The following is a 12,328-nucleotide window of genomic DNA, read 5'->3' as shown; positions in this document are numbered from 1 at the left end:
TCGGTGGTTCCCCCCACGCGAGCCGACTAACCCGAATAGTCGTCACGCCCGTTTGAATAAGTCAACGGTAACACTGGCTCATCAGCGATTCCTATACCCCACTTCAGGCGACATGACTGGTTGAACCGAGGAACACTCATAATATTGTCAGGAACTCGTCAACGGTTGAGTTCGCCGCACTGATCCTGCGTGAACGGATCGCTCCGGTGCAGATCGTGGGTCTCGTGGTTGCGATCGCTGCAGTGGGCCTGTTCGCAATCGGCTGAGCCGGTCCGACTGCCCTGGGTGGGCGGCGCCGGAGCGGCTCAGCCGCGTTGCCTAAAGTGCCGCCAACTCGTCCAATACGGTGTCGCCCGGAGCAACCTCACGGAAGCTCGCCGTGATTTCGGCCCGGTCGAGCAGTTCCTCCATGCGGCGGCGGCGGCCACGAGGGATCAGCGTCACGACAGTCCCCTGCTTGCCCGCGCGTCCGGTGCGCCCCGCACGGTGCAGATAGGCCTTGTACTCGTCGGGAGCATCCGCCTGGATCACCAGCGAGATGTCGTCGACGTGGATGCCGCGCGCAGCGACATCCGTCGCCACCAGCACGTTCACCCGGCCGCTGGTCAGTTGCGAGAGATTACGTGTGCGGCGCGACTGGTTGAGATCGCCGTGCAGGCTGGTGGCCGGGATGCCCTGGTCCTCGAGCTGGTCTGCGAGCTGCTCTGCAAAAGAGCGAGTGCGCGAGAAGATCAGGGTCTTGCCGGCGCCGTGGGCGAGTTGGGAGATGATCCTGGCCTTGTCGCGGTGCTCGATCAGGAACACCTTGTGGTCGATCGTCGACGACGCCTGATCTTCGCCGGCGACCTCGTGTACCGCGGGCTCCGGGAGGAACTCGTTCACCAGCTGGGCAACACCCTTGTCGAGGGTCGCCGAGAACAACAGCCGTTGGCCGTCGTCTGCGGTCTCCTTCAGGATGCGCTGCACCGGTTCGAGAAAACCGAGGTCGCACATGTGGTCTGCTTCGTCGAGCACGGTGATGGTCACCTCGCTGAGGTCGAGCCGGCCCTGCTCGATCAGGTCTTCCATGCGGCCCGGGGTGCCGATCACGATGTCGACTCCGCGCTGCAGAGCGCCGACCTGCCGGTACTGGGGCACACCGCCGTAGATCTGGGTGGTGAACAGTCCCACGCTGCGGGCTATCGGCTGTACGGTGCGGTCGATCTGCAACGCAAGCTCACGGGTGGGGGCGAGGATCAGCGCGCGCGGCTTGCGGCCGGGCTTGCGATTCTTGCCGCCGTCGTTCTCCATCAGTCGCTCCACCAGGGGGGCGCCGAAGGCAATGGTCTTGCCGCTGCCGGTCTTGCCGCGGCCGAGAACATTCTTTCCGGCAAGCACGTCAGGAATGGTGGCCGCCTGGATGGGGAACGGCTTGTCCGCGCCGAGCTCAGCGAGCTGGCGCACGATGTTGCCACCGAGGCCGAGGTCGGCGAAGGTCACGCCTTCAACTTCGGCCGCGGTGATCGCTTCGGCTGCGAGACGTCCCAGAACGACGTCTTCGACCGGCGCGTGGCCGTGCCCGCGCTGGTTAGATTCGGAGTGTGCCTGCTTCTCGGTGCTCGGGTAGAACTTGGAGGCGCTGCGCTCGGAGGCGTGAAAGCCGGGTCGATCGAAGTCACGCTTGGGCGGCCGGGTGTCGAAATCACGACGACGGGCCGGACGCTCTGGCGCGGCGGCGCGATCCGAGTAGGAGGCGCGGTCCTCACGGCGCGGACGGTCGTCGTGGGACGGCCGGTCTCCGTAGGCGGGGCGGTCACCGTACGACGGGCGGTCACCGTACGAGGGCCGTTCAGTGCGCTGCGGCCGTTCCGCCGAATGCCGTGGACGCTCGCCGTAGGTGGGGCGCTCGGTGTGCGGTGCCCTGTCGCCGTACGAGGGGCGTTCGCCGCGCTGCGGGCGATCGGCCGAGTAGCGAGGGCGTTCTCCCTGGCCGCTGCGCTCGCCGCCGCGGCCCGAGCGGTCGCCGTACGACGAGCGATCGTCGGTGCGGTTCGGCCGGTCGCCGTGGCCTGGGCGCTCGGAGCGTTGCGGGCGGTCTCCGTAGGAGGGACGGTTCGAGTCGCGGTTGGGGCGACTGTTGTAGTCGGGGCGTTCGGTGCGCTGCGGGCGGTCGCCGTAGGAGGGCCGTTCGGTGCGCTGCGGGCGGTCGCCGTAGGAGGGCCGTTCGGTGCGTTGGGGGCGGTCTCCGTAGGAGGGGCGGTTCGAGTCACGGTCGGGGCGACTGCTGTAGTCGGGGCGTTCGGTGCGTTGGGGGCGGTCGCCGTATGAAGGGCGCTCGGAGCGTTGCGGGCGGTCTCCGTAGGAGGGCCGCTCGGTGCGCTGGGCGCGGTCACCGTACGCGGGTCGCTCGGAGTGGCGCGCCTGGTCTGGGTATGAAGAACGGTTCGAGTCGCGGTTGGGGCGACTGCTGTAGTCGGGGCGTTCGGTGCGGGCCTGCCGGTCGCCATACGGGGCGCGATCGTTGTTGCGGCCCGCGCGGTCGCCATAGGACGAGCGCTCGGATGACGCGCCACGCGTGGGGCGAGCACCACCGTGGTTCGGTCGGTCGCCGTAGGCGGGGCGTGCGCCCTTACCCGTGGGCCGATTCTCTCGCGGCTCCCAGTTGGGGCGCTCGCCGGGTCGGCCGCTGGCGCGGGCGGCCCGTTCGTCGGCATTCCAGCGGGCCTTTTTGGGCGCACCGGAGGTCGCCTCGGAGGCGCGGTAGCCCCGATGACTCGGACTGTGGCCGCCGACTTTGGCCGGGCCGGAGCGAGGGGAGGACTTCTTGCCGTGAGACGGCTTCTTGTATTCAGACATAGTGCTTTCCGGGTTGTTTTCATTGCATGGCAGCACAGCGCTTAACGCGCTGAATTATTGCTGTAGAAACCCGGGCAATCAATGGCCGGGCCGTTCACATACGTGATCATTCCCAGTGGCCAGCGCGTCCATAACGCTGAAAGGGAAACCGGCCCAACTGACTTACAAACCCATCCGCGCATACGTGCGCGGTGTCAAGAGCCGACCTGCCTACGCTACACCACTGATCCCGGAATAGATAGGCTCGGCTCGGTTGCTCGGTTGCCGGGTGCCGGGTGGAGTCACGCCGCACACTGTCGAAAATTCAGGAGGTCAGCGCTTCGGACGCGTAGAGCCGGGCCGCACCCGCCTCATCCTGAACTCTTTGGTTCGGCGACGCCGGGGTTCGACGACGCCGGTTCGGTGACGCAAGGAGTGAGTGACGCCGAGAGCCCCTGAAACCGCGCTGAAACCGCGCTGAAGCCGCGCTGAAACCGAGCTGAAACAGCGCTGAAGCCCGCTGCGGTGGGGGCAGGTCGGCGCTGTGCGGGGCTGGCTGTGCGGAGAGCGGGTCAGAGCTCCAGAACCAGGCGCTTGCCCTTGCAGCGCGAGACACACACCATCATGGTCTCGTTCGAGGCGCGCTCCTCGTCGCTGAGCAATTGGTCGCGATGATCGGGAAAGCCCTCCAGAACGACCGTCTCGCACGTTCCGCAGATGCCCTCCTGGCACGAGTTCAGCACCGGGATGCCGACTCGCACCAGTGCGGTCAGGATGGTTTCATCGGCAGCCACCTCGATCTCGGTACCGTCGGACGTCTCCACGGTGAACGCGGTGTCGCCGGCCTGCGGTTCGGTCGCGGTTGCAGTGAACCGTTCCACGTGCAGTCGGTGCGCGCGTTCGTCGCTGCACCAACCGGCGAGGGCTTCGAGCATCCGCTCCGGCCCGCAGGCGTAGACCTCGGGGTCGTCGAGGCGGGTGGCGAGCAGCTCATCGAGGGCGCCCGACAGCATCATCGAGCCGAGGGTGGCGCTCGGATGCACCGTCACCCGATTGCCATAGTCGGCCAACTCCGGCAGAAAGCTCATGGCCTCCCGGCTGCGGCCCAGGTAGACCAGGTGCCAGTTGACCCCGGCCCTCGCCGCCGCGTGCACCATGGGCAGCATCGGGGTGATGCCGATCCCGCCGGCTACGAAGAGCAGGTCGGAGGCGCCCGGGCGATACCCGAAATTGTCCTTCGGTTGCGAGACCTGCACCATGTCACCCACCTGGATCTTCTCGTGCACGGCCACCGAGCCGCCGCGGCCGTCGGGCTCGTGCAACACGGCGATGCGCCACCGGGAGCGCTCGCCCGGGTCGGAGCAGAGCGAGTATTGGCGCAGGATGTCCCCGGGCAGGTGCAGGTCGATGTGACTGCCGGGCTGCCAATCCGGCAGGTCGCCCCCTTCCGGAAGGCCGAGAGTCAGGGCGCGCACGCGTTCGGCGACCGGCTCGATGCCGATGACGCACAGGTGAAGCAACTGGTGGGTGCTGGTCATTTCAGGTTCTCATTCTTCGGCTTGTTGGTGGCCTCGGTCCCCGCCAGCGCGGCGTTGACGTGCTCGACGACCGCGCCGGTGGAGACCAGAACACCAGCTGTGCGGATGCGCGGATAGAGCACGGTGTCTTGGGCCAGGTGCCCGATCGGGCGGCCGTCACTGGCCGGGGTGGCGCGCACGAGCTCCAGTGCAGCGCGGCCGGCAGTGCTCAGGGCGTCTTTGCCCACCCCGCGCTCGTTCATTCGCAATTCGAGTGCCTGCGCAGCCATGAGAAGCTCGACGGCCACCACCGACTGGATGTTCGTCACGATCTGGCGTGCGTGCCGGCCGGCGTTGTTCGCCATCGACACGTGGTCTTCTTGGTTGGCGCTGGTGGGGATCGAATCGACGCTGTCGGGATGCGCGAGGGTCTTGCAGTCGGACACCAGCGCCGCCGCGAGGTACTGCGGCATCATGTAGCCGCAATCGAGCCCCACCTTGGTGCTGGCCACCAACATGTCGGGCAGGCCGCGGTTAAGCGTGCCGTCGTCGAGGCGGAACAGGCGGCGCTCGGTGATGTTGCCGATCTCGGTGACCACGATCGAAATGAAGTCAGCGGCGAACGCCACGTATTCGGCGTGAAAGTTTCCGCCGGAGACCGCCTTCAACGTGCGCGAGCCCGGCAGGGACGGGAAGATCAGCGGGTTGTCGGTGGCCGCGTTGATCTCTGTCTCCAGGATCCCGGCCGCGAAGTCGAGGGTGTCGCTCACCGGGCCGAACACCTGCGGCACGCAGCGCAGCGAGTAGGCGTCCTGCGGCGGCTGCCGGACCGGGTCGGTGTCGCGGTCGCCGTTGATGAAGGTGCTGCCGGCGAGCAGTTCGCGAATGCGCGCGGCAACCTGGATCTGCCCCTTCTGGCCGCGGGCCTGGTGCAATTCGTCGATGAAGGCGTCGCCGAAGCCGGTCAACGCCTCGATCGACATGGCAGCCGTGATCTGCGCGGTCTCCAGCAGCACCCGCGCGTCCCAGAGGGCCAGTGCGGCCTGGGCGGCCGAGAACGAGGTGCCGTTGAGCAGGGCCAGCCCGTCTTTGGCGCTGACCGGAATGCGGGCAAGGCCCGCGTGCGCCATGGCCTCAACTCCGGAGACGATGTGGCCGTCGACGATCGCTTCGCCCGAGTCGAGTGGGTCATCCGCGCCGGTGGGCGGCCCGGTGAGTACCAGGGCGATGTGGGCGAGCGGGATGAGGTCGCCGCTGGCGCCGAGCGAGCCGTACTCGGGCACGGCTGGGTAGACGTCGTGGTTGAGCATGTCGACCAGCCCCTGCACCAGGTCAACACGGATGCCGGAATGCCCCTGCACCAGGCTGATCGCCCGAATGAGGATGGTGGCCCGCACGACCTCCTCGTCGACGTTCCTGCCCACCCCGGCGGCATCGGCGAGGATGACCCGGCGGCTGAGCTCGGCCGCATCCGCCGGGTCGTCGAATGCCTGCTTTCCGGCCAGTGAACCGAATCCGGTGTTGATGCTGTAGATCGGCTGGGTCTTCTCGCCGTCGGCCATGCGATCGAGGGTGCCCTGGATCCAGTCTCGGCTGGGCGCCATGCGCTCGGCGACTCCGGCCGCCAGGGACACCCGTCGCCTGTGCCGGGCAACGGCGACCAGATCTGCGAGGGTGGCGGGTGCGGCGCCGATCTCCAGTGTCGGCTCTGTCGGTGTCATGGCGTTTCCCCTGTCGGTGTCATGGCGTTTCCCCTGTCGGTGATGTTTCGGTCTGCGGCGTGTGAGTCTGCGGTGTGTGAGTCTGCGGTGTGTGGCTCGGTGGTACGAGCGAATGGGGCTGCGCGGGCGCGGTCGCGGCCCAGGTCTCGAGCGCGTCAGACAGGTCGGCGGCCGCCTCGAGCAGAATCCTCACCACGCGCTTCGCCCAGTCACGAGAGCCGCAGCGCGACTGGGGGCCGGCCACGTTGAGGGAGCAGACCACCTCGCCGCCGAAGAACACCGGCACCGCGATCGAGACTGATCCGGCATCGTACTCGCCGCGGGACACGGCCCAGCCGGTCTGCCGAACGATGGGGATGCTCTGCAGCAACTGCTCGCGACTGAGCGTCTTCTCGGTGTAGCGGGGCAGGTCGTGGTCGGGTGCGAGCAGGCGGTCGACCACCGCATCCGGGGCCCAAGAAAGCAGCACGCGCTGCCCGGCTCCCGCGTGCAGCGGCAACAATTCGTTCACGCCGAAGGTGTACCGGATCGCCTTGTCGGGTTCGACCCGGCGCAGGCAGAGGGCGCGGGTGCCGACCCGGATGACGAGAACGCAGGTCTCGCCGACCAGATCGACGATGGCGCCCAGCACCGCCGGGCCGATCTCGGCCAGATGCGACTGGGCGAAGTGCCGGCCGGTGAGGGCGAGCAGGGCGGGTCCCGGTTCGTAGCGGCTGCGGTCCTCCCGCACGAAACCCCGCTCGCGCAACGTGCGCAGGTAGCGATAGACGGTGCTCACCGGCAGCCCGGTCGCCTGGGCCAGGCTCGCCGGAGTGTGGTCGCTAACGGCGGCGATCTCCTCGAGGATCGCCAGGCCGCGCTCGAGCGAGGAGTCGGCCGGGGGACGTGCGGTGGTTTTCATCTGCGCTCATACTCCTGCGGCGACATCCAGGCTGACAACTGATGTTCTCATTCAGTGAGAATCAGACTAGCTGCCATTTTCGGTGATCGATAAGTTGAATTGTTTGCAGCCCCGCCACGATAAGGATCCTGATGCAGCACCCCGAGAACATCCAGCACTCCGAGCACTCGCAGCTCGCCGAGAACACAAAGCCCCCCGAGAAGATTGCCGTGATCGACGACGATCCGTATTCCGAGGAGAACCTGGCCAATCCGTACCCGTTGTTCGAGCGGATGCGTGCGGCCGGCCCCGCCGTCTGGCTGAGTCTTTATGACGTGTTGGCGTTCACCCACCATCAGGGTGTGCGCGACATCCTCGTCGACCACGAGGGGTTCATCTCCGGCGCCGGGGTGGGTCCGAAGAACCTGCACACCGAGCCGGCCTGGCGGCCGCAGGGCATCCTCGAATCTGACCCGCCGATCCACACGCCGATGCGCAAGGCAATGGCTGACGTGATCTCACCCCGCGGCGTGCGGGTGCTGCGGGCCCAGTTTCAGGAGTACGCCGATCAACTGGTCGACCAGCTGATCGCGAAGGGCGAGGTCGACGCGGTGCCCGAGATGGCCGAGCTGTTTCCGCTGCGGGCGTTCGGCGATGCCGTCGGCATCCCGCGCGAGGGGCGGGCCGAGCACCTGCTGCCGCACGGTGCGATGAACTTCAGTGCGTTCGGGCCGGTCAACGAGCGCTATCACAAGACGTTCGAGCGCGGTGAGCCCAGCCGGCCGTGGGTGGTCGCGATGTGCGCGCGCGAGAACCTGACGCCGGATGGCCTCGGGTCGCAGATCTGGGCGCACGCCGATGCGGGTGAGATCACGTCAGACCAGGCGGTGCTGCTCGTACGCGCGATGCTCTCGGCGGGGCTCGACAGCACCGTGCTCGCGATTGGCAACACGCTCGGCTGCCTCGTGGACAACCCCGACCAGTGGGAGAGGTTGCGTGAGAAGCCGATGCTGGCGAAGTTTGCGATCGATGAGGCGCTCCGGCTCGAGTCGCCGTTCCAGTCGTTCTTCCGCACCACCAGCCGCGCGATGACCTTCCACGGGATCGACCTCGCCGAGGGGCAGAAGGTGCTCGTGTTTCCCGGCTCGGCGAACCGCGACGCAGAGCAGTGGGGGCCAGAGGCTGACAGCTACCAGATCGAGCGGCAGGCCGGCGGGCACCTGGCCTTCGGCATGGGCATCCACCAGTGCGTCGGCCAGCCGATCTCCCGGCTCGAGATGGACGTGCTGTTCACCACGCTCGCCAAGCGGGTCGCCAGGATCGAGCCGGCGGGGGAATCGGCGCCATACATCCACAACACGCTGAAGGGCTACTCCTCGCTGCCGGTGCGCCTCATCGCCGCGTGACCGCGCAACTGTAGCGGCCGCGCGCCAAGGGGAACGCTTTGCCCCCGTTCAAACCGGGGCGATGTGTTCCGCTTGGCGCGAAGTGTTACGCATGCCGGGGCGCAGCGCCAGCGTAACCGCGGTCAGCGAAGGATCGACCTGAGGATCGCGGCGAGGTCGCGTGGATACACGGGTTCCACCGGTTTCGGCTCGGCCCCGTTCTGCGCCACCTCCTCGACCGACCACCAGCGGGCCTCGAGCATGATGTCGCGCTCCTGCTGGGTCCAGTCGGTACGGCTCAGCTCGAAATTGCTGACACGGGTGTAGAAGTACACCTGGTGTTGTCGGTACGCGTTGCCCACGAGGCTGTACTCGATCACCTCGGTGTGCACCGGGCCGTGCAGTTCTCGGGTGCTGAGGCCGGTTTCTTCGTGTAACTCGCGGCTGGCAGCCTCGCGTGGGGTCTCGCCTTTTTCGAGGCCTCCGCCAGGGGTGATCCACCAACTGCCTGCCTCGGGCTCGGCCGGATCCCAGCCGCGCAACAGCAACACCCGGTCGTGCTCGTCGAGCACGAGCACGCGGGCGGCGTCGCGCGGTTCGGCAGGTGGGGACGTCATGTCATCTTCCTCGCACCTGAGCCGAGCGTGGCATCGGCCTGCCACGCATCACCTGCGACGAGACCCGGGTGGCATCGGAGGTGCATCGGGCTACTCGATCGTGTCGAGAAACTCGATCACCCGCTGCATGAGAAGGGTGGCCGCGGCGTCATCGTAGGATGACAGGCTGCTGTCCGCGAAAAGGTGCTCATCTCCCGGGTAGACGAACAGTTCAGCGTGCTCGGTCTGGGCGACAAGTTCGCGGGCGGCTTCGATGTCGCCGTCACCTGCAAAGTACTCGTCGGCATCCTTCCCGTGAATCTGCACCGGAACACCCCGGGGCCATTCGGTGCCGAACTCCGACACCGGGAGGCAGGAGTACATCAACACTGCCCCCTTCGCCCCCGGCCTGGTCTGGGCGAACATCTGCGCGGGTACCACGCCGAGGGAGAAGCCGGCATAGACGACCTCGTTCGGCGCATCCGCAACCGACTGCCTTGCGCGCTCGAGGAGTGTGTCGAAGCCGACCTCGCTGGCATGGGCGACGCCCGCGTCAAGCGTGGCGAAGGTCTTCCCCTCATAGAGGTCGGGCGCGGTGACGGTGTGCCCGGCAGTGCGCAACTGTGCGGCGAATTCGTGCACGCCCGCGGTGAGGCCCTGGGCGTGGTGAAACAGAAAGATCTCGGTCATGACTCTCCTCAGTGGCGCGTGGGTCTGGTCATTTCGATACCAATGAACTGGTTTGAAATGCAGTGTAGACCCGGGTGCGAGCTGTCTGAAGATGCCCGAGGTGGCAACCGGCCCGGCACCAGGGCGCCGAGGGGGAGCCCAGGCCTCGGCACGGGAGTCGTCGAGCCAATATGCTGTGCCCTATGAGCTATGACGTTTCAGTGATCCGTGCCGCCTTTCCCGCACTTGACGCAGGATGCGCCCACTTCGATGGCCCCGGCGGAACCCAGACCCCGCGCCCGGTGATCGACGCTATCGCCGGCGCTCTCGCCGCGCCGCTCTCGAACCGCGGCACCACCACCGTGGGAGAGGCCAACGCGGAGAAGATCGTTCTGGAGGCGCGGGCGGCGATCGCCGATCTCGTGGGCGGTGACGCGGGCGGAGTGGTCTTCGGGCGCAGTGCCACCGCGCTCGCCTACGACTTCTCCCGCATGTTGAGCGCCACCTGGAATCCGGGCGACGAAGTGGTGGTCACCCGCCTCGACCACGACTCGAACATCCGGCCCTGGGTGCAGGCCGCTGAGCACGTCGGGGCGACCCTGCGCTGGGTCGACTTCGACCCGGCGACCGGGGAGCTCCCAGTCGGCAATGTTGTGTCCGAGCTGTCGGAGAATACCCGGCTGGTGGCGATCACTGCCGCATCCAACCTGATCGGAACCAAACCTCGCCTTGCCGAGATCGCGAGCCACGTGCACGCGGTGGGCGCCCTGCTCTACGTCGATGGCGTGCACTTCACCGCACACGAATTGCCGGATGTGGAGACCATCGGCGCTGACTTCTACACCTGCTCGCCCTACAAGTTCCTGGGGCCGCACCTGGGCGCGCTGGTGGCGGCACCGAGCCTGCTCGAAACTCTCATGCCCGACAAGTTGCTGCCATCGACGAACGACGTTCCGGAGCGTTTCGAGTTCGGCACGCTGCCGTATGAGATGCTCGCCGGGGTTACAGCCGCGGTCGACTACCTGGCTGATCTCGATCCGACTGCAACCGGGTCCAGGCGGCAGAGGTTGGAGCAGTCGTTCTCATTGCTGCACGTACACGAAGACATGTTGTTGGGCCGCTTGGAGGCGGGTCTGGCCGCGCATGAGCAGGTCACGGTCTATTCGCGCGCCGCTGAGCGCACTCCGACGATCCTCTTCACGGTTGACGGCCACGACGCGGTCGACGTGTACACGTTTCTCGCCAAGCGCGGCGTGGATGCCCCGGCCAGCAACTTCTATGCCTTGGAGGCCTCACGGGCGCTCGGCCTTGGTGACGAGGGTGGGGTGCGCGTCGGCCTGGCTCCGTATTCGAGCGAAGACGATATCGACCGGCTGCTGGCCGGGCTCGCCGAGCTGCTCGCCTAGCTAGCGATCGACGAGCGGCCAGCAGCATACCCGAATGCCCTCAATAGAACGCCTGGATCCCCGTCTGCGCGCGTCCGAGGATCAGGGCGTGAACGTCGTGGGTGCCCTCGTAGGTGTTCACGACCTCGAGGTTGACCAGGTGCCGGGCAACGGCGTACTCGTCGCTGATGCCGTTGCCGCCGAGCATGTCACGTGCGGCGCGGGCGACATCCAGTGCCTTGCCACAACTGTTGCGCTTCAGCAGCGACGTGATCTCGACCGCCGCGGTGCCCTCGTCCTTCATCCGGCCGAGGCGCAGGCAGCTCTGCAGCCCCAGCGTGATCTCGGTCTGCATGTCGGCCAGCTTCTTCTGCACGAGTTGGGTGGCCGCCAGCGGCCGGCCGAACTGGTTCCGGTCGAGCGTGTACTGCCTGGCGGTGTGCCAGCAGGCCTCTGCGGCGCCGAGCGCACCCCACGCGATGCCGTAGCGAGCAGAGTTGAGGCAGGTGAACGGGCCCTTCAGGCCGCGCACGTCGGGGAAGGCGTTCTCCTCGGGGCAGAACACATTGTCCATCACGATTTCACCGGTGATGGATGCGCGCAGCCCCACTTTGCCGTGGATCGTCGGTGCACTGAGCCCCTTCCAGTCCTTCTCCAGCACGAAGCCGCGAATCTCGCCCTCGTCATCCTTGGCCCAGACCACGAACACGTCGGCGATCGGGCTGTTCGTGATCCATGTCTTCGCGCCACTGAGCGAGTAGCCGCCGTCGACCTTCCGGGCGCGGCTGATCATCGAGCCGGGGTCAGAGCCGTGGTCGGGTTCGGTCAGGCCGAAGCAGCCGATGAGCTCGCCACTGGCGAGGGACGGCAGATATTTCTGTTTGGTCTCCTCGGTTCCGAACTCATTGATCGGGGTCATCACCAACGATGACTGCACGCTCATCATCGACCGGTAGCCGGAGTCGACCCGTTCGACCTCGCGGGCGATCAGGCCGTAGCTGACATAGTTCAGGCCGCTGCCGCCGTACTCCTCGGGGATCGTCGCGCCGAGCAGGCCGATCTCGCCCATCTCGCGAAAAATGTCGGGGTCGGTGTGTTCGTTGCGAAAGGCTTCCAGAACCCGCGGCTCCAACCGGCTCTGGGCGAACCCGGCGGCGGTGTCGCGGATGATTCGCTCCTCGTCGCTGAGCTGCTGGTCAAGCAGCAGCGGATCTTCCCAATTGAAACGTGCCTTGGCTGCCATGATCGAATCCCTATCGGTTGTGGGTGAGCGGTGTGCCCCGAGGGGCGAAGACTGTCGCCACCAAGTTTGCCAGAACCCGCGCCGATCTCCGTGACTGGGTATTCGCCGTACATCCGTT

The 12,328-nt window shown here is 66.9% G+C and carries 9 protein-coding genes; 2 read left to right on the top strand and 7 right to left on the bottom strand.

Features of this window, described 5'->3' with window-relative positions:
• Positions 1–318: 318 nt before the first annotated feature.
• The 4 genes from DL891_RS15285 to DL891_RS15270 form a co-directional block, all read right to left on the bottom strand.
• A complete protein-coding gene (locus DL891_RS15285) occupies positions 319–2,835 on the bottom strand; it encodes a DEAD/DEAH box helicase (RefSeq protein WP_111721323.1) in 2,517 nt (838 codons plus the stop codon).
• A gap of 551 nt (positions 2,836–3,386) precedes the next feature.
• Positions 3,387–4,352 carry a PDR/VanB family oxidoreductase gene (locus tag DL891_RS15280; protein WP_111721322.1) on the bottom strand — a complete coding sequence of 322 codons (966 nt, stop codon included), beginning with the start codon at positions 4,350–4,352 and terminating at the stop codon, positions 3,387–3,389.
• On the bottom strand, positions 4,349–6,052 hold the full coding sequence (hutH, locus tag DL891_RS15275; protein WP_111721321.1) for a histidine ammonia-lyase: 1,704 nt from the start codon (positions 6,050–6,052) through the stop codon (positions 4,349–4,351). Before hutH ends, DL891_RS15280 begins: the two co-directional genes overlap by 4 nt.
• A 19-nt stretch (positions 6,053–6,071) precedes the next feature.
• Positions 6,072–6,953, bottom strand: a complete 882-nt coding sequence (locus DL891_RS15270) for an IclR family transcriptional regulator (RefSeq protein WP_111721320.1) — start codon at positions 6,951–6,953, stop codon at positions 6,072–6,074.
• Between the two features lie 131 nt (positions 6,954–7,084).
• Here DL891_RS15270 and DL891_RS15265 point away from each other — a divergent pair, with 131 nt between their 5' ends.
• Positions 7,085–8,338 carry a cytochrome P450 gene (locus DL891_RS15265; RefSeq protein ID WP_111721319.1) on the top strand — a complete coding sequence of 418 codons (1,254 nt, stop codon included), beginning with the start codon at positions 7,085–7,087 and terminating at the stop codon, positions 8,336–8,338.
• 122 nt (positions 8,339–8,460) lie between these two features.
• On the opposite strand, the gene DL891_RS15260 is transcribed toward DL891_RS15265, so the two are convergent.
• Entirely contained in the window at positions 8,461–8,934 is a 474-nt protein-coding gene (locus DL891_RS15260) for an NUDIX hydrolase (RefSeq protein WP_111721318.1), read from the bottom strand.
• 90 nt (positions 8,935–9,024) lie between these two features.
• Entirely contained in the window at positions 9,025–9,603 is a 579-nt protein-coding gene (locus DL891_RS15255; RefSeq protein ID WP_111721317.1) for a dienelactone hydrolase family protein, read from the bottom strand.
• 182 nt (positions 9,604–9,785) lie between these two features.
• Between DL891_RS15255 and DL891_RS15250 the strand changes: the two genes are divergently transcribed.
• The gene (locus DL891_RS15250; protein ID WP_111721316.1) at positions 9,786–10,988 is read left to right on the top strand and encodes a cysteine desulfurase-like protein; all 1,203 of its coding nucleotides are present in this window, start codon (positions 9,786–9,788) and stop codon (positions 10,986–10,988) included.
• Between the two features lie 40 nt (positions 10,989–11,028).
• Here the strand turns inward: DL891_RS15250 and DL891_RS15245 are convergent, their stop codons facing one another.
• Positions 11,029–12,210, bottom strand: coding sequence for an acyl-CoA dehydrogenase (locus tag DL891_RS15245; RefSeq protein WP_111721315.1), 1,182 nt, complete (start codon positions 12,208–12,210; stop codon positions 11,029–11,031).
• Positions 12,211–12,328 lie beyond the last annotated feature (118 nt).

It is taken from the genome of Homoserinimonas sp. OAct 916 (genome assembly GCF_003260275.1).
Taxonomy (GTDB): domain Bacteria; phylum Actinomycetota; class Actinomycetes; order Actinomycetales; family Microbacteriaceae; genus OACT-916.
Note: the sequence above shows the minus strand (reverse complement) of the source record. Positions and strands in the feature narration are given on the sequence as shown.

What these genes read in the sequence shown, in the direction of transcription:
- DL891_RS15285 (WP_111721323.1), bottom strand. Translation starts at nt 2,835, where the DNA reads ATGTCTGAATACAAGAAGCCGTCTCACGGCAAGAAGTCCTCCCCTCGC.
- DL891_RS15280 (WP_111721322.1), bottom strand. Translation starts at nt 4,352, where the DNA reads ATGACCAGCACCCACCAGTTGCTTCACCTGTGCGTCATCGGCATCGAG.
- hutH (WP_111721321.1), bottom strand. Translation starts at nt 6,052, where the DNA reads ATGACACCGACAGAGCCGACACTGGAGATCGGCGCCGCACCCGCCACC.
- DL891_RS15270 (WP_111721320.1), bottom strand. Translation starts at nt 6,953, where the DNA reads ATGAAAACCACCGCACGTCCCCCGGCCGACTCCTCGCTCGAGCGCGGC.
- DL891_RS15265 (WP_111721319.1), top strand. Translation starts at nt 7,085, where the DNA reads ATGCAGCACCCCGAGAACATCCAGCACTCCGAGCACTCGCAGCTCGCC.
- DL891_RS15260 (WP_111721318.1), bottom strand. Translation starts at nt 8,934, where the DNA reads ATGACGTCCCCACCTGCCGAACCGCGCGACGCCGCCCGCGTGCTCGTG.
- DL891_RS15255 (WP_111721317.1), bottom strand. Translation starts at nt 9,603, where the DNA reads ATGACCGAGATCTTTCTGTTTCACCACGCCCAGGGCCTCACCGCGGGC.
- DL891_RS15250 (WP_111721316.1), top strand. Translation starts at nt 9,786, where the DNA reads ATGAGCTATGACGTTTCAGTGATCCGTGCCGCCTTTCCCGCACTTGAC.
- DL891_RS15245 (WP_111721315.1), bottom strand. Translation starts at nt 12,210, where the DNA reads ATGGCAGCCAAGGCACGTTTCAATTGGGAAGATCCGCTGCTGCTTGAC.